The organism is Neobacillus vireti, assembly GCF_001026695.1.
GTDB lineage: Bacteria > Bacillota > Bacilli > Bacillales > Cytobacillaceae > Neobacillus > Neobacillus vireti.
The window spans coordinates 327,505-345,788 of sequence record NZ_LDNB01000017.1 but is presented as its reverse complement, the minus strand read 5'-3'; the positions used below and the strand labels follow the sequence as shown (position 1 = coordinate 345,788).

Below are 18,284 nucleotides of genomic sequence, written 5' to 3'. Positions count from 1 at the left end.
TGATAAAATGAAAGTGGCAAACACTAGTTCTTTTTATTAAAAGGATAATTCATTCTATTTACGAATCATTTATTATTAGCAATTAAAGCAATTAGAAAAGTGTTTCTTTTTGTAGGGTATGAAAGGGGTATTTTAGTGGCAAGGAATCAACAGGCTTTTGATTATAATGATGATGCCATACAGGTACTAGAAGGTCTTGAGGCAGTTAGAAAACGCCCAGGAATGTATATTGGCAGCACCGATTCACGCGGACTTCATCATCTCGTTTATGAGATTGTCGACAATTCAGTCGATGAAGCGCTCGGTGGATTTGGCGATCACATTATTGTCAGAATTTATAAAGATAATTCTATTAGCGTTATTGATAAAGGACGCGGAATGCCTACAGGTATGCATAAAATGGGCAAACCAACACCTGAGGTCATTTTAACCATCCTTCATGCTGGCGGTAAATTTGGCCAGGGCGGATATAAAACAAGCGGCGGTCTGCATGGTGTCGGTGCTTCTGTCGTTAATGCGTTGTCAGAATGGTTAATCGTCACCATCAAAAGGGACGGATTCGTCTATGAACAGCGATTTGAAAATGGCGGCAAGCCAGTAACGACACTTGAGAAAATCGGCAAAACGAATCAAACAGGGACGACGATTCATTTTAAGCCAGATCCAACGATTTTTTTGACAACTACTTATAATTTTGAAACCTTATGTGAGAGGTTGCGAGAGTCGGCCTTCTTGTTAAAAGGATTAAAAATTGAAATTATCGATGACAGAAATGACTTACATGAAATGTTTCATTACGAAAATGGCATTGAAGCCTTTGTTGAATATTTAAACGAAGAAAAGGATGTCCTCCATCCCGTCATCAGCTTTGAAGGCGCTCAGAATGGCATTGAAGTTGATTTTGCTTTTCAATTCAACGATGGCTATTCAGAAAATATCCTTTCGTTTGTCAACAATGTCCGGACCCGGGATGGCGGAACACATGAAGCAGGTTCGAAAACCGCGATGACCCGCGTAATTAACGATTATGCCCGCAAGGTATCGTTCTTAAAAGACAAGGACAAGAACCTAGATGGTGCAGATATTCGTGAAGGGTTATCGGCAATTATCTCTGTCAGAATCCCAGAAGAACTGCTCCAGTTTGAAGGACAAACAAAAGGGAAATTGGGAACAAGTGAAGCAAGATCTGCTGTGGATGCAGTTGTATCCGAGCATCTTTCCTACTTTCTTGAAGAAAATCCAGATATAAGCTCCCTTCTAATAAAAAAATCAATTAAAGCATACCAAGCACGTGAGGCTGCCCGAAAAGCACGTGAAGATGCAAGAAGCGGGAAAAAACGCAAGCGCTCGGACGCCGTCTTATCCGGTAAACTAACACCGGCACAATCACGTAACCCGCAGAAAAACGAACTGTATTTGGTGGAGGGAGATTCTGCAGGAGGTTCCGCGAAACAAGGGCGTGACCGCCGCTTTCAGGCTGTATTACCCCTTAGAGGTAAGGTAATTAATACCGAAAAAGCGAAACTGGCAGATATTTTTAAAAATGAGGAAATCAATACGATTATCCATGCAGTCGGAGGCGGAGTCGGAACGGATTTCAATGTAGCCGATATTAATTACGATAAAATCGTTATTATGACGGATGCGGATACGGACGGAGCCCATATTCAAGTTTTATTGTTAACCTTCTTTTATCGCTATATGAAGCCGCTATTAGAGGCAGGAAAAGTGTTTATTGCCCTCCCGCCGCTTTATAAAGTAAGCAAAGGGACAGGGAAGAATGAAAAAATTGAGTATGCCTGGAATGATGATGAGCTCCAGGGTGCAATAAAAAAAGTTGGCCGAGGTTATATTATTCAACGCTATAAAGGGCTCGGTGAAATGAATGCCGACCAGTTATGGGAAACCACCATGGATCCAGAAACCCGGACATTAATTCGTGTGAAAATTGATGATCTTGCAAGAGCGGAACGCCGCGTCACCACCTTAATGGGCGATAAGGTTGAACCGCGCCGTAAATGGATTGAAAGTAATGTGGCTTTTAGTTTAGATGAGGCCGACACGATTTTAGAAAATGAAAATATTACGGTCTCTGAGGAGGGTTCTGAAGGATGAGTGCAAACGAAAAATTCCGCGACTTACCTCTAGAAGATGTAATTGGTGATCGTTTTGGCAGATATAGTAAATACATTATTCAGGAACGTGCCCTGCCAGATGCTAGGGACGGTCTAAAACCGGTACAGCGAAGAATTCTCTATGCGATGCATGTAGAAGGTAATACTTTTGATAAAGGTTTTCGTAAATCAGCGAAAACGGTTGGTAATGTTATCGGTAACTACCATCCGCATGGTGATTCTTCCGTTTATGAAGCAATGGTACGGATGAGTCAGGATTGGAAAGTCAGAAATGTTCTTGTCCAGATGCACGGTAACAACGGTAGCGTTGATGGCGATCCGCCAGCAGCGATGCGTTATACAGAAGCAAGGCTTTCTGCGATTTCGGCAGAGCTTTTACGCGATATCGAAAAACAAACGGTTGAGTTTATTCCAAACTTTGATGATACGGCGAAGGAACCAACTGTCTTACCAGCGATGTTCCCAAATTTACTCGTCAATGGTTCAACTGGAATTTCAGCTGGTTATGCAACCGATATTCCGCCGCACCATCTTGGTGAAATTATCGATGGTGTCATCATGAGAATGGACAAGCCGGATGTATCTGTAGATGAATTAATGACGATTGTCAAAGGGCCGGATTTCCCGACAGGCGGGATTATTCAAGGAATCGATGGCATTAAGAAAGCCTATGAAACTGGTAAAGGCAAGGTCATCGTTCGCAGTAAGGCCGATATTGAAGAGGTTCGCGGCGGTAGACAGCAAATTGTTGTGACTGAAATTCCCTATGAAATCAATAAGGCGAATCTTGTGAAAAAAATTGATGAGTTCCGCCTTGACCGTAAAGTCGAGGGGATTTCAGAGGTTCGCGATGAAACGGACCGGACTGGTCTCCGAATCGTTATTGAATTAAAAAAGGATGCCGATGCTGCAGGTGTCTTAAATTATCTATATAAAAATAGTGATCTCCAAGTTACCTATAATTTTAATATGGTGGCCATTTATAAGAAGCGTCCAACCTTAATGGGTCTGCGTGAATTATTAGATGCTTATATTGAGCATCAAAAGGACGTTGTCACGAAAAGATCGGAGTTCGAGCTTAACAAAGCAAAGGAACGCCAGCATATTGTTGAAGGATTAATGAAAGCATTATCCATCCTCGATGAAGTCATTGCGACCATCCGGGCGTCGAAGGATAAACGTGATGCAAAGGACAATTTAATCGCGAAATTTGCGTTTACAGAACTGCAGGCGGAAGCAATTGTTTCCTTACAGCTTTACCGCTTAACAAACACTGATATTACCGCATTAAGACAGGAATCCGATGAATTAGCAGGTAAAATCGAAGAACTGACCAGTATTTTAGCAAGCGAAAAAAAGCTGCTCTCAGTCATCAAAAAGGATCTTAAAGAAGTGAAAAAACGCTTTGCTGATGAGCGCCGCTCCAAGATTGAAGCAGAGATTGAAGAGTTGAAAATTAATCTTGAGGTTACGGTTCCAAGTGAAGATGTAATTGTAACGGTAACCAAACATGGTTATATAAAACGGACAAGCGGGCGTTCCTATGCTGCATCAAATGGGCAGGATCCTGCGATGAAGGATTCCGATCGTTTGCTTGCACAGCTCGATATGAATACACAGGATGTTCTGCTTCTGTTCACGAATAAAGGCAATTACTTATTCTGCCCGGTTCATGAGCTCCCTGATATCCGCTGGAAGGACTTAGGACAGCATGTCGCAAACATCATTCCAATTGAACGTGATGAGGAAATTATCCAAGCTATTCCAGTGAAAGATTTTGAAACTGAAGCGTACTTGGTGTTTGTCACGAAAAATGGGATGGTCAAGAAGACAGAACTGAAAGCCTATAAAGCACAGCGCTATTCCAAACCGCTAGTAGGCATCAATCTTAAGGATGATGATCAAGTTATCGATGTCCATCTAACAGACGGGACAAAGGAAGTTTTCTTAATTACCTACTTTGGTTACTCCCTCTGGTTCCATGAGGAAGAAATAAGTATTGTTGGTGTTCGTGCCGCAGGAGTAAAAGGAATTAACTTAAAAGACAGCGACTTTGTTGTCGGCGGTAAAATTCTTACTCTCGATAAAAATGAAACGATTGTTATCGCTACGCAGCGTGGTGCTGTGAAACGAATGAAATTAAAAGAGTTTGAAAAAGCAACCCGAGCGAAGCGTGGTGTTGTTATCTTAAGGGAACTCAAATCAAATCCCCATCGAATTATGGGCTTTGTAGTAGCCAATGACGAGGACGTTGTTTTTATCCAGACAGATAAAGGCCACCTTGAAACCCTTAAAACGGCGGAAATTCACTTTAGTGACCGCTACTCAAATGGTTCGTTTATCCTTGATGAAGGAGAAAACGGGAAAGTAACGACCCTTTGGAAAGTAGCAGCACCAGAAAATCCAGGTGAATAATATCTTTGGCAAAGACTCTCTAAATTTTTAGGGAGTCTTTTCATCTTTTTTACCAAAAATGGACATACTGACAAGTAACAGAGTATGGAGGGGAATCAGATGAAAAAAGAGCTGCTGCTGGTTATTGTTTTGTTTTTTCTCATATCGCTAACAGCAATAACTGGTGTGTATGCAATTGGAGAAAATAGGAAGGTTATTACCATTTCGGAAGAGAAAACGGATATTTCTGGGGACGGAATAGACGAAGTAATCCTATTAAAGGGTGTTCCCTATCAAGAGGATGATTCTTTTTTGAAAGAAATTTATATAGAAGTTGCCGGCTCTAATGGGAAATTGTATACCTTTCCATTAGAGAGTGGTTCGAAAGCGTCACTTCAGCTGGTTGATTTAAACAATGATGGAATGAAGGAGATATTTTCAACTGTTCAAACAGGAGGAAGTGGAGGAATTGTAATGAATTCTATAACTTCATTAAAGAATTTCATTCACACCGAACTGCCCTTACCTGAGCCTCTAGAGATGAACACAAAATTTTTAGACGGCTATAAGGCCGAAATTAAACTGGTGCATACGGGAAAATCTTATTTGTTTAACCTTAGGGATCGAATGGATTATTATAAAAAATTAGGATTTTACTTCAAAGGGAAATTAAATGAGCCGGCTGAATTAACGGTAAATCCATATAGCGACCTAAAACCTGTTCAATTAGACAATGGTAAAATTGGCTTGAAGGGTATCCAAAGGGTGACCGGAGTTGCCAATGCGGACACAATCGCCATAGTCGAAACCACCTGGAATTATGACCGTGGGCATTGGAACCTAATAAGGACCGATGTCAAGAAAGTTAAAACCCATGCTAAGAAAGTTAAAACCCATTAAATAATTTAAATTAAAGTGATAGTAGGTTATAGCAAACTGGTTCATAAACACAGATAAACACCTGTGTTTATTTTTTTATCCAAAAAATTGACGTCTGCCTTCGTGAGGAATATACTTTGTAATGTAAATAATTAAGTTACCTAACTATTAGTTACCTAATATGAGGGTATATATGATAAATGAGGTGATAAAAGTGGCGGATATCGAAAGTGCCACAGCGCAAAAGCTGCTTAAAGCATTCATGCAATTTAGAAAAACAGGCTGGCACGCTAAGAAGATTGGCGGATATAATCCCAGCGAATTCAAGGTACTCGTAACGATTCAACAAGGTGCAAATGAGAAAAATAACGAGATGAAGGTCTCAGAAATAAGTCAACGCTTGCAAGTTACACCGCCGACCGTTACCCAAATCGTTAATATCCTTGAAAAGGACGGCTTAGTGGAACGTACGATTGATCCAGATGATAGACGTGCTGTAAAAATTAAACTTACTCCAGCAGGGATGGAAGCAACAGCGAGCGCTAAAAACCGGTTTACGAAAACCTTTACTGGTTTAATTGATTATTTAGGTGAAGAAGAAAGTGAGCGGTTAGCTGATTTACTCGATAAAGTCCATCATTATTTTAATGAACAGAGCCGCTAAGGGGGTACGGAAGTAAAATAGTTCGAAAAAAAGAACATACATTTTGTTCATATTCAGTTCATAACCATATTGTATTCTTTCCTCATTAACAATCTAAAACGGAGTTGATGCAACTTGATAAAATTAAGCAGATTTCTAAAACCCTTTCAAATACCGATTTATTTCGTTTTAGGCCTTGTCCTGCTGCAATCATTGGCTGAGCTCTATTTACCAACGTTAATGGCCGATATTGTCGATAAGGGGGTAGTGACAGGCGATACAAACTATATTTGGAAAATCGGCGGATATATGCTTCTTGTAGCGGCAGGCGGAATGATTTGTTCCATCGCTGCTAGTTTCTATTCTGCAAAAGCTGCATCTGGGTTTGGTAAATTGTTACGTTCCAAGGTCTTTGCCCATGTAGGTGACTTTTCATTACATGAATTCGATAAACTTGGTACGGCCTCATTGATCACGAGAACAACCAATGATATTACACAAATTCAACAGGTTCTTGTCATGATGTTGAGAATGATGGCAATGGCTCCGATGATGTGTATCGGTGGAATCATTATGGCTTATTCAAAAGATTCCAAATTAACCTTAGTTCTTGCCGTGGCATTACCTATTTTAGTGCTTGCGATTGTGATTATCGCCAAAAAGGGAATTCCGCTTTTTAAAGCGATGCAAGTAAAATTGGATAATCTAAATCGTGTGTTAAGAGAAAATTTAACTGGTATTCGTGTCATTCGTTCGTTTAATCGGGTGGAGCATGAGAAAAAGCGTTTCGACTTGGCAAACTGGGATTTAACGCAAACAGCGATTAAGGTAAATAAACTGATGGCCGCGATGATGCCGATTATGATGATTGTCCTCAACCTTTCGACGGTGGCCATTATCTGGTTTGGCGGGCTTCGCATTAGCAATGGTCACATGCAGGTTGGCGATATGATGGCATTTATTCAATATGCGATGCAAATCATGTTCTCGTTCATTATGCTGTCCATGATGTTTGTTATGATCCCACGAGCATCGGTATCTGCTGTCAGAATTAACGAAGTAATTAATACTGAGGCTGACATTAAGAATCCTGTTAAGCCTGTTTTAGGTGAGGGTACAAAGGGTCAGGTAGAATTTAGGAATGTAACTTTTAGCTATCCAGGAGCTGAAATGCCGGCGATTTCCAATATTTCGTTTTCCATGAATCCTGGTGAAGTAACGGCGATTATCGGCGGAACTGGTTCCGGGAAATCGACCCTCATTAATTTAATCCCGCGCTTTTATGATGTGGACAGCGGGAAAGTCCTTGTTGACGGTGTCGATGTTCGTGACATGACGCAAGAGCAGCTTAGAGAAAAGATTGGCTTTGTTCCGCAGCAAGCTGTTCTATTTACTGGAACGATTGCAGAAAATATCCGCTACGGGAAAGAGGATGCGACTGAAGACGAAGTAGAGCATGCAGCGGAAATTGCTCAAGCAAATGAGTTTATTTCCGATATGCCTGATGGTTTCGATGCGACGATTGCCCAAGGGGGAACGAATGTTTCGGGTGGGCAAAAGCAGCGTTTATCCATTGCCCGAGCACTTGTTCGAAAGCCGGAAATTTATATATTTGATGACAGTTTTTCTGCATTGGATTTTAAAACAGATGCCAAGCTTCGGGCCGCATTAAAAGGAGAAACTGGCGATTCATCTGTATTAATCGTGGCACAGCGGGTGAGCACGATAATCGATGCAGATCAGATTCTTGTTCTTGATAATGGGGAAATCACAGGAATCGGAAAACATAAGGAACTGTTGGAATCGAGTGCGGTTTATCGTGAGATTGTCATGTCACAGCTGTCAGAGGAGGAAATCGCATGAGTAAAGATTCCAAAAAACAAAGCCATGGACAAAATCCAGGAGCCCGCAGAGGTGGTCCCGGCGGGGGATTTGGCCCAATGGGCATGGGTATGCCAGTTCAAAAAGCCAAGGATTTTAAAGGAACACTAAAAAGACTGATAAGCTATTTAAAACCTTATACATTACAGCTAATTGCTGTATTAATTACAGCAATCATCAGTACGGTGTTTTCGATCGTCAGCCCGAAAATCATGGGGCATGCAACCACCAAGCTGTTTGAAGGGTTAATGATGAAGCTTCAAGGTGTTCCAGGGGCGAAAATTGATTTTGACTACATTGGTCAAATTATAATCTGGCTAATTGGGCTTTATATAATTAGTGCGGTATTTGCCTATTTACAAGGATATATTATGGCTGGTGTCGCACAAAAGACAGTCTACAATCTGCGTAAAGAAGTCGAGGTAAAACTCAACCGGCTGCCGCTTAAATATTTTGATTCGCGTACACACGGTGAAATACTCAGCCGGGCGGTCAATGATGTCGATAATATCAGTACGACCTTACAGCAAAGCTTAACCCAGCTGATCACATCGGTTGTCACGATTATTGGCGTAATTGTCATGATGCTATCCATTAGTCCATTGATGACACTCATTGTCATCTTGACATTGCCACTTAGCGGTGTAGTGATTGCAAAAATCGCTAAGAAGTCGCAGCTGTTTTTTAAAGGACAGCAAAAATCACTTGGCCAGCTAAACGGACATGTCGAAGAAATGTATACGGGACATAAGGTCATCAAAGTATTTGGCCATGAGCAAAAATCACTTGAACAATTCGAGGAAATCAACGAAAAGCTATACCAATCAGGCTGGAAGGCCCAATTCGTTTCCGGAATGATTATGCCATTAATGTCGTTTATTAATAATATTGGCTATGTCCTTATCTCAGTTGTTGGCGGCATATTAGTTACAAAAAACGCGATAAAAATTGGTGATATTCAGGCCTTTATCCAATATGCAAGACAATTTTCTCAACCCATTGCACAAACAGCATCCATTGCAAACGTCATTCAGTCAACGATTGCAAGTGCGGAACGTGTATTTGAAATTTTAGATGAAACTGAAGAGGTTCCAGAAGCGGTTGCTGCTAAAGTGATTACTAAACCTAAGGGAGAAGTAACATTCGAACATGTTGCCTTTGGTTATAAGGAAAATGAACCTCTAATTGAGGATATGAATATCGCTGTGAAACCAGGTCAGCGGGTTGCTATTGTTGGACCAACAGGTGCAGGGAAAACAACACTGATAAACTTATTAATGCGTTTCTATGAAATTGATTCTGGTAAAATACTAATTGATGGAATCGATACTCGGGAATTGAAAAGGGAGCATCTAAGATCTTTGTTCGGGATGGTGCTTCAAGATACCTGGCTCTTTAATAGTACAATTCGAGATAATATTGCTTATGGAAGAGAAGGGGCAACGGAAGAGGAAATTATGGATGCAGCACGCGCGGCCAATGCTGACCATTTTATTCGCACACTCCCTGAAGGCTATGATACGATTTTGAACGAGGAGGCTTCAAATATTTCACAAGGACAAAAGCAATTATTAACGATTGCACGGGCGATTCTAGCCAACCCTGCCATCTTAATACTTGATGAAGCGACCAGCAGTGTCGATACTCGAACCGAAGTTCAAATTCAAAAGGCAATGGATCATTTAATGAAGGGGCGCACTAGTTTCGTCATTGCCCACCGGCTTTCAACGATTCGTGATGCCGATCTCATCCTTGTGATGAACCATGGCAGCGTGATTGAAAAAGGAACCCATCAGGAATTGCTAGAAAAAGACGGTTTCTATGCTGATTTGTACAATAGTCAGTTTACAAGTCGTAATGGACTGGGGAATGTTGGATAGTTAACTAGATAAGTGCTTAGGAGCTTTGAGCTTTCTAAGCACTTTTTATTTAATGACTCGTTTAAGTTTCACTGATTTTTAGGAAAAATTGAATTCGCCCATAGAACAATCAAATTCGCCCATTGAATGCTGAAATTCGCCCATAGAATAGGAGAATTCGCCCGTTGAACACCAAAATTCGCCCATAGAGAGGATAACTTGCAACTAACTCATAAAAAAATACTAGATTTTGTTGTAAATTAAGCAAAAATACAGGGGATTTTAAGTTTTGGGAACTTTTACATGTGGAATTCGTAAATTCAACTATAAAAAGGAGTTCTTTCTTAAAATTAATTGATGCAGGGTGGTGAATGCGATGAGATTTTACTCAAAAAAGGGAATCATCACTGGGATTCTATTATGGGGTACGGTTATCTTTTTAATCGGTTCTTTATTATTCCTTCCTGACGGTCCAGAAGGGAAGGGGGGGATCATTACTGCAATCCTGGTATGTGGATTAACCAGCGGATTTATTATGTGGTGCTGGTTTGGCACTTATTATGAAATAAATGGTAGTCAATTAAAGGTAGTTGGAGGGCCGTTTCGCTGGAAAATTGACATAATGACGATTAAAAGTATAAGAAGAACGCGAAATCCGTTATCGAGTCCGGCTTTATCCTTAAATCGATTAGAAATACTATATGGCAAGTGGGGAACAGTCTTGATTTCACCCAAAAATGAGAAACAATTTTGCGAGAATTTAAGTAAAATAAATTCAAAAATAGATATTTATTTATAATTTTATTCTGTCTCATTATCTTAAGTATACTTAGGTAATGAGACAGAATTGATTTTTGTAACCATAATAATATTATGTAAACTGATAAAAATGAAAAAATAAGGGTGCCATTAGTGGCAGCCTTATAAATTTATTCGATTTGTTCTTTTGGCATATCCATCTTATCAACCGCAATTTTTAGATCATCATTCTTAATATGAGTGTAAATCATCGTTGTTTGTATCGATGAATGGCCTAATTGGCGCCGTAATTTCGGGACATCATTGATTTCTGCATGGTATCTGGTAGCAAATGAATGTCGCAGTTTATGTACCGATAACGATGGTTTCCCAAATGCCGCAGCATATTTTTCAATTAGTTTCTCAACGGATCTAGCCGTTAGCCTGCGTGATTTTCCTTTTGGACCGATTGGCGCAGAAATGAATAATGCCTTATTGGTCTTATCTACTTGATACTTAGCGGTCCTAATAGATAGGTATTCTTGCAGATCAGCCATTGCAACCTGGCTAAAATAAACGAATTGTTCTTTATTTCCTTTTCTAATGACCCGGACACAATACTTGCTAAAATCAAGATCATCTAAATCAATGCCCACTAACTCTGAAAGCCGGAGCCCAGATCCGAGAATTAACGATACAATGGCAGTATCACGTTCCTTGTTTAATAGATAAAAATTCGATAGTTTCTTATTATCTTTGTTTAATTCACCATAATCATTGGCTACAAATAAGCGAAACTTCTCATATTCATCACCAAGTAAAATCTTGCCTTCCATCTTATTCGCTTTTGTTTCCATACTGTCTTTGACTTCATTAAATTCTATTTTTGCCATTACATTTCGTTGGATATAGGGCTTTAAATCAGGTGTTTCAGCAATGTTTTGCAGGTAATTGAACAGCGATTTTAACGCAGATAACTTCCGATTCACGGTTAATTCTTTGTTATTTAATTGGTAGTGAAGATAGTTTAAAAAGTTTTCAACCTCTAAAACGGTCATTTGCTCTAAACGATCCAATGGGATTTCCTTGATGCTGCCGTTCCATAACTGTTCACTAACCATCCAATTGAAAAAGATTTTATAATCATGACAATAATTAAACAGCGACGCGGTAGAAAGTTTTCTTAGCTTATGATTGATGTATTCATCCACATACCAAGGTAATTCATTAAGTAAGGTCTGCAATTTTTTAAAATTTTGCTGTTTCACTTGATTTACCATAAAATCACCTCACTACTAAAGTTTACCTCAGGCACATAATTACGTCAAATTTATATTTTACGTAATTATGTAGAATTAAAATTAATCACGTATTCCCACCCTTTTTATATTGTTTTCTCTAGTAAATGGTCAGCTAGTGGACAAGAAAAAAGATCGCCGTAGCGATCCATCTTAATTGAATAAAAGATTATCTCTCCCATATTTCAATCCATCTTCCTTCTGGGTCCGAAATCCAAATAAATGTTCCATACTCGCTTTTTTCAGGTTGTTTTAAAAGTGGTATGCCAATTTTATTGAAATGTTCCATCCAAGCTTCGATATTTTCTACTTGAAAATTTAGCATCACAGATTGTTCTTCAGGAAAATAATTACTATCTTCTTTAAACAAAGAAAAGATTGTTTCGTTGTCAGCATCTGGCTTGATGATAGCACCATTCCACTCTTCCATTGATATACCTAGAGTTTCTTTATACCAATTTCTTAATGAAACAACATCTTTTGTTCTCCAAAAAATCCCACCAAAACCTTTAACCTTCATTGCCTTAACCTCCAATTAGATAGATATAAAATAATTTATTCATTAAACGATCTGGACTTTTCTGTAATTAGGGAAAAAGGCGGCGCTTTAATTCTACAATAGATAGCGACTTCCCTTCTACCGTTAACCAGACCCATAGTACAATAAGTTCAACAAAAAGCGCGTTATTCCTTCTTTAAATATCCTGCAAGTTAGTTTAACTGGAAACATTCACAAAATCCCTTTTAGCTTGATTTTTATATCTGACTTTTGACCACACAAAAAAAGACAGACACTGAAATAGTCTCTGCCAAATATGTTGCCTTAATTACCGATATTAAGTTAAAGAAATAGACCGTAACTTGTTCGACTCAAATTTACTCAATTTAGGTCTATACTAAGTCTTAGCCATTCAAACTACCTTTTAACCAGGCCCGGGGACGGTATGGTCCTACAGGGATTTGGATGAGGCTTGTTATTTGTTTTGAATCGTTTCTGTAAAGTTCATCACATTGGTTTGCATCAAAGCCTAATAGTGGGTGGCCCCCCATTCCTAAGGCACACGATATCAAGAGCAGCCGTTGCAAGAGTATACCCGCTTCCATCTGTTGAATTCGGTATCCTCTATAACCTAATTCCTCTTTTAGGTGATCCTTTCCTCCTACAAAATGCAGGCAGAGCGGAACTTGAAACAGATTTACAGTGGGCATTGTTAAACCTGATTGCAACATCTCCCGGAAATCTCCGTTTGTTATTCTTTGAAGGGCATGAGCGCTTTTGTCATAGGCGTAAGCACCATTTGAAACACCCTCCACGTTATAAAAAAAGCCGTGCAATGATAAACGAGTCGCAGGATTCTTAGCTGTGTCGTCAAGATCATTCTGATACGAAAAGGAAAATGTCTCTTTTAATAAAGTGGCTATGTTTTTTTGACTGACTTTCCCCATCATAAAATCAACATCAGGAGAATGTCTCTCTCTGCAGACAGTAGCAAGATCGTACGAAAAGGACTCCGTAGTTGGCAGCATGATGAATTCCGTACCAAAGGACTTTTTAACACAATCATCTTTTTTTATCTTTACAAATGACTGGGTTGTTTCATTAATCGATGCTTCATTCATCTCTCTAAGCAGCGGGTAATTAAGGACTCTCTTTGAACGGTTATAGGTTTTATGCTGCACTAATGGCAATTCCCGGGTCAATTCAGCGGCAGAAATATTTTCTTCTCTAGTAAAGTGGTCAACACATTGGATAGATGGGTAAATAGATAATGGGATCACCGCATAGACACTTTCGTCCTGTTCTGATAGCCCAAGTAAATGATTAATAGAACGATCAAGAAATTGATAACATACCCGTGAGGAGAATCCCATCCGCTCGGCCACTTCTAATGCTTGCCCAATGATCACACCGGCATCTAGCCCTTGGAGCCTGTAGGAAAAATTATTGTATTTGTAGAAATTTTTCCAAAAAACGGTCGATACAAAAACAGTGCAGAAACTATCAGAAACATCACAATTTCCAAGGCTTCTTGACAAGTAGGAATCGTAATTTCCTTCTCGGAGCAAACGGAGGCAGTGATGGGCCACATCGTAGTGGTAAATTCCCTTCGGTACTTCCTCGAGTTTTAAATACACATATAATTCATTGGGATACAACGCCCCTCCAGAGGGAACAAATCTTCGTAGTAACTGGGTGTAGCTTACTGCAGCTCTTCCCTCTGGATCCTCAAAGAAAGCCGATTGAGCATATTGTGTCAGCCCGTAAACATACCATAAAAAAGAACTGAGCTCCCCTAGTCCGGGTTCATCCAGTGCTTCTCTTTCACATAGTGTTAATGGTATATCTCCGTATAATGGAATCTCTGGTAAGCCGCGGTACAATTTATATGGAAGTGGTGCATCCCCCCAATCCACTTCCCAATCTGGTGGAGCAAGTTTTTCTGTGTCAAAGTGAAGGTGGTGAATAAATGTTTCTAGGTTCAAACCCTAAACCTCCTCATTTTCAATTATGGGAACGGATGGGGATATGGATTAAGCTGTTCAAACGATAACGGCTCCTTGGTAAATCCAAGTTTCATTGGTACTTGGAGGACCCTTTCCAGCCCTTTGACACGGGTAAGATGATGTCCGAAAGTCATCGGCAACATGCCAGGAATCAATACCTTTACACAGAATAACCCGTTCCGTTTGGTTATAGGTGTCGTTTGGTCCACCACGATGACCTCGAGGTCCAACTTACGGAACCTTTGAAGAAGATCCTGGAGATCATCCTTTATATCGGTATTCTCGGGAGGCTGTTTAAATTCCTCAGCAAACGATCGTAATGGACGTTGATCATCTAATAAAAAGCTCAGCCTCTCCTCTGCTTCCCGGAGACCGTAAAGCAGGCCATGGTCCTCCATAGAACGAACTGCAAATGAATCTATTAGCATTTCTTCATATTTCCGCCGATTTTCCTCCACGATTTTGTCATGCCTAACCATCATTCCAGCGAGCTCGTGAATCGAGCTTTTTACAGCTCTTATAGGATCAGGATTAGCTCCTGCTGCACAAATGAGATTTACACCCTTTGATCCTCTGTTTTTTGCAACTGCCCAAACACTGGGAATCTCATGCTCCATCGTTGAATTGTACAAATACACATCATATCCTGCCACCTCGCGTAAACGGTCGACCATCAGCTCTAGTTCTTTATCGTTAGCAGAATGAGGGTCAAGACGAGGAAGTGGCAGCTCGGCATACCATGTTAACAAGAAGGAATCCCGCTCGACGACCTCCATAATCCCATGAAAAATGGCTTCCTCCAAGCTCCCTCCTAATGCACACCCGTTGGAGGTTTCATAAACAAAGCCCTCTCCATTGCCCAAACTGTAATAGGCCAGTAACTCCGGAACAAGGATAGGCCGTTCTTGTAAGAACGAATAACCCCAGACCCAATTCATTGGTACATCAGGATGAAATGGTTTAAACGGAAAATGAGGCTTTGCATATTGTTCCTTTTCATGTAAGCCTACTGATGCCGGATTGAGTGCGATATGCTTTACATGATGATAACTATCATGTATTTTCTTCCTTTTTCCTTGGGGCATGATTCCACAATATCGCTCCAATCCCTCCAAAATGGCCGTTAGTTCACTCATTTCATAAGAATTAGAACGGCCAGCTACTCCCTCGTCCGCACCAAACAACGGCATGTTAACCAAAACATCGGCAAATGGGAGCCTCAAATCCTCCATTTTTCCATTCATAATTCCACTACGATCATCTAAATAATCTTCGACTAGCACTGTTTGCAATTCTTCCATCGAACGGCAGCGATAACCGGCACCATTTAATTTAGGGCTGGATTCTAGGCTAATTTGTGCTAATTCAGGTGTGTCTTCAGGGATTGGACTGCAAATCGGACACAATGGATCTGGCAGGAAAAAGTGACTGGAGGTCGTTAATGTTCTTAGATTAGTAATGAACATCCTTTCTTCTAAGGAGGATGGTTCTCCCTGAAGAACTTTTTGCACTTCGTCATTAATCAGGTTTGCCATTTGCAAAAGTCCCGATCGTGAAGCCCATGCATCTCGCAGGACACCTGCTCCAGTTCCCATTCTCGCTTGAAGGTTCCACATTTCAAGGCGATCAGTTCCGGCTATCAAGCGCCGTTTATCAGCACAGAGAGAACATCCCGGGGTTCCGTGACGAACAATTGGACCAATGATTCCCTCACCAAACGAAATGAAACCTCGAAGCCAAGGAATACCGTTGATCCTGAATCTCTGTTCTGCTTTTTGATAAACGGATGGATGCCAGGCATCGTCGAGCACTAGAACTAATTCTGTATCCTCGGGAATCTCTTCAAATATGCTTTGACGTCTTACCAGATAGCTGGTGGACAATTGATCGCAAACATAATCCGCTAATAATCCAGTTCCGTCAACGAGGAGACATCCAGTCATTGGAAAGCCCCCTCTCGTACCTGAACACCATATACGCCTGCCAGCACTTGTTTTAAAAAGGGCTCAATTGATAGATCGTAGACATATAACTGTTTGTTGTATCTATTCAAAACCTGAATAGAAGATTGTAATAGCTCCAATTGTGTCATTTCCTCACAAGAGGGAATGATTAGTTTGGTATCCTTTTTTTCCAAATACCTCATAGAATTCTTCTCTTGCCTCTCGACGAAATTGATCTGGTTTTGAGCATCGAAAAGTGCTTGCTGCAATGTATTTTGGAGCGCCAATGTGTTATTTAAACCTACCCCGGTGTACCAAAGGCCATTTGACCTTACACATACCACCGGGAAGCCCAACACATCCTCTTTTAAACCAATCGCTGGTGAACCTTTCAAGGTAGTCAGCGCCTTTAAATAAAATCTGCATTTTTTATCTTCTATGGCTCCTATTGGCACACGATAAACCGTTTGATTCCCCGCTCTACTTTTCAATTCTTTATCTAGAAAGGCTTGTAGCCCCCGACAAACAGCCTCTGCAGTTGTTTCTCCTGAACCGATTCCAATAAACTCCTCTGTAACGTTCACGCCAGTCCCAGCTGTCTGATTCTTGACTCTAAAATTATCTGAATCTACCATTTTTGACACATACATTTCAATGCCCTTAAGGCCAGCATTTCTTCTTGCTTCTTCATGTGTCATGCCCGAGCAGACAACTTCCGGCTGCAGTTCCGCCGGTCCCTCCGACACTGAGTCAACTGTCTGAACGTAGCACTGTGATAGAGGAAGCTGTGGCAAATTTCGTTCCTCCCAGGTATGGAATATACCTATTTCTTTCGAAGTTAATCGGCTGAAATATTCCAAAAGCAAACCCTGTTGTTCATCCCTATCCGATTCTTGTTTAAGTCTTTCATCAAGATCTTCAATCAGTTCGCACGCATAACTTTTAGACGTTACAAATGGATGTGTAATGAAAGAAAGCCAGTCTCCTTCCATTGTGTCAAGATTGAGCAGATAAATTTGATTACTTTGATTGGCATCAGCTATTCTAGTAGCCCTTTTGAAAAATTCGAATGCTGATACATTTGCCAAAATCGCTCCTGATGTGGAAGAGAAGCCATGAGACTGCTCATCAGGTTGCACGAAGGATTGATGAATTCTGCGCCATGCAGACTCAAAGCACCCTTCTGATTCTGGATGAGTTAATGGACCGGAGAGCCCTACTTTTTCTAAATAGATGGCTGGGAGAAATGCCTTATTTTCTTCTTTACAAACTTGATTGAGATTCCTTAATTCATTTACATTTCCCTCCTGTGAAACATACAGGATCCAATCATAATGATTAACAGCTTCTTTCCAAAATTTTTTCCCCGCCCCTTTATGATAGGGCACTTCCACCATCTCCACATCGGAATCTGTTTTCCTCGCATGTTCCACCAGCTCATCCAGCCGCAGTCTATTGGTAGGAACGGTATCTGTTACCATGACAGTAAATTTTGGCAGTCCAGATTCCAATAAAGCCGCGACCAACGATGCAAGTAGTTGTCCAGAGCCGACAATCAAAACCTTTGCCTGACGATATACTTGAAAATGGTAAGCACCTGATTCGGAAAAATTCTCGATGAATTCAATTTGCGAAGCATATTTTTCAAGAATTTGACGATTTAATTGATGGGGAATATCCTTGCTGACATCACGAACAAACCCATTCTTGTACAACGTTTCTCCGATCTCGTATACCCTATTACGATACGGTGGCGTTAACCCTTCCGTCAAAGCTTCCAATGTTTGCTCTCCATTGAACATCGGCAGCAATTTTTCAATCCACTGATGGATGGTTTTGCCTTCCATTCGGAATGAGCTTACGTTATTTCTAAAATAGACACCCCCTTGTTGATCCGGGAGAAAAAATGTATCTCTTTTGGCCTTTAGACGTGAGGACGAGTTAAGTTCCGCCATGCAGATCCTCCTTATTCCTAATCATTACTCCTTGCGTATTATCAGTTTATGTAG

General features: G+C 40.5%; 12 protein-coding genes. 7 read left to right on the top strand and 5 right to left on the bottom strand.

Going from position 1 to position 18,284, the window contains the following annotated elements:
- Positions 1 to 135 precede the first annotated feature (135 nt).
- The 7 genes from parE (at position 136) to AA980_RS21765 (ending at position 10,590) form a co-directional block, all read left to right on the top strand.
- A complete protein-coding gene (parE, locus tag AA980_RS21795; protein ID WP_024030389.1) occupies positions 136 to 2,115 on the top strand; it encodes a DNA topoisomerase IV subunit B in 1,980 nt (659 codons plus the stop codon).
- A complete protein-coding gene (gene parC / locus AA980_RS21790; protein WP_024030390.1) occupies positions 2,112 to 4,550 on the top strand; it encodes a DNA topoisomerase IV subunit A in 2,439 nt (812 codons plus the stop codon). Before parE ends, parC begins: the two co-directional genes overlap by 4 nt.
- Positions 4,551 to 4,649: 99 nt before the next feature.
- A complete protein-coding gene (locus tag AA980_RS21785; protein WP_024030391.1) occupies positions 4,650 to 5,429 on the top strand; it encodes a hypothetical protein in 780 nt (259 codons plus the stop codon).
- 172 nt (positions 5,430 to 5,601) lie between these two features.
- On the top strand, positions 5,602 to 6,072 hold the full coding sequence (locus AA980_RS21780) for a MarR family winged helix-turn-helix transcriptional regulator (RefSeq protein WP_024030392.1): 471 nt from the start codon (positions 5,602 to 5,604) through the stop codon (positions 6,070 to 6,072).
- A gap of 114 nt (positions 6,073 to 6,186) precedes the next feature.
- On the top strand, positions 6,187 to 7,914 hold the full coding sequence (locus AA980_RS21775; RefSeq protein WP_024030393.1) for an ABC transporter ATP-binding protein: 1,728 nt from the start codon (positions 6,187 to 6,189) through the stop codon (positions 7,912 to 7,914).
- Positions 7,911 to 9,812: an ABC transporter ATP-binding protein gene (locus AA980_RS21770; RefSeq protein ID WP_024030394.1), complete on the top strand. Its 1,902-nt coding sequence runs from the start codon at positions 7,911 to 7,913 to the stop codon at positions 9,810 to 9,812. Before AA980_RS21775 ends, AA980_RS21770 begins: the two co-directional genes overlap by 4 nt.
- Before the next feature lie 355 nt (positions 9,813 to 10,167).
- Positions 10,168 to 10,590, top strand: coding sequence for a PH domain-containing protein (locus AA980_RS21765; protein ID WP_024030395.1), 423 nt, complete (start codon positions 10,168 to 10,170; stop codon positions 10,588 to 10,590).
- A gap of 130 nt (positions 10,591 to 10,720) precedes the next feature.
- Here the strand turns inward: AA980_RS21765 and xerS are convergent, their stop codons facing one another.
- From xerS to AA980_RS21740, 5 genes are all read right to left on the bottom strand, one after another.
- Positions 10,721 to 11,809, bottom strand: coding sequence for a tyrosine recombinase XerS (gene xerS, locus AA980_RS21760; RefSeq protein ID WP_024030396.1), 1,089 nt, complete (start codon positions 11,807 to 11,809; stop codon positions 10,721 to 10,723).
- 187 nt (positions 11,810 to 11,996) lie between these two features.
- On the bottom strand, positions 11,997 to 12,347 hold the full coding sequence (locus AA980_RS21755) for a VOC family protein (protein WP_024030397.1): 351 nt from the start codon (positions 12,345 to 12,347) through the stop codon (positions 11,997 to 11,999).
- A gap of 383 nt (positions 12,348 to 12,730) precedes the next feature.
- Complete coding sequence (locus tag AA980_RS21750) at positions 12,731 to 14,311, bottom strand: SagB family peptide dehydrogenase (protein WP_024030398.1); 1,581 nt, start codon at positions 14,309 to 14,311, stop codon at positions 12,731 to 12,733.
- Positions 14,312 to 14,334: 23 nt separating this feature from the next.
- Positions 14,335 to 16,275, bottom strand: coding sequence for a TOMM precursor leader peptide-binding protein (locus AA980_RS21745; RefSeq protein ID WP_024030399.1), 1,941 nt, complete (start codon positions 16,273 to 16,275; stop codon positions 14,335 to 14,337).
- On the bottom strand, positions 16,272 to 18,230 hold the full coding sequence (locus AA980_RS21740; RefSeq protein ID WP_024030400.1) for a putative thiazole-containing bacteriocin maturation protein: 1,959 nt from the start codon (positions 18,228 to 18,230) through the stop codon (positions 16,272 to 16,274). Before AA980_RS21740 ends, AA980_RS21745 begins: the two co-directional genes overlap by 4 nt.
- Positions 18,231 to 18,284 lie beyond the last annotated feature (54 nt).

Bases quoted from the DNA above. Each gene is read 5' to 3' on its own strand.
- parC (WP_024030390.1), top strand. From the start codon at position 2,112: ATGAGTGCAAACGAAAAATTCCGCGACTTACCTCTAGAAGATGTAATT.
- AA980_RS21785 (WP_024030391.1), top strand. From the start codon at position 4,650: ATGAAAAAAGAGCTGCTGCTGGTTATTGTTTTGTTTTTTCTCATATCG.
- AA980_RS21780 (WP_024030392.1), top strand. From the start codon at position 5,602: ATGATAAATGAGGTGATAAAAGTGGCGGATATCGAAAGTGCCACAGCG.
- AA980_RS21770 (WP_024030394.1), top strand. From the start codon at position 7,911: ATGAGTAAAGATTCCAAAAAACAAAGCCATGGACAAAATCCAGGAGCC.
- AA980_RS21765 (WP_024030395.1), top strand. From the start codon at position 10,168: ATGAGATTTTACTCAAAAAAGGGAATCATCACTGGGATTCTATTATGG.
- xerS (WP_024030396.1), bottom strand. From the start codon at position 11,809: ATGGTAAATCAAGTGAAACAGCAAAATTTTAAAAAATTGCAGACCTTA.
- AA980_RS21755 (WP_024030397.1), bottom strand. From the start codon at position 12,347: ATGAAGGTTAAAGGTTTTGGTGGGATTTTTTGGAGAACAAAAGATGTT.
- AA980_RS21745 (WP_024030399.1), bottom strand. From the start codon at position 16,275: ATGACTGGATGTCTCCTCGTTGACGGAACTGGATTATTAGCGGATTAT.
- AA980_RS21740 (WP_024030400.1), bottom strand. From the start codon at position 18,230: ATGGCGGAACTTAACTCGTCCTCACGTCTAAAGGCCAAAAGAGATACA.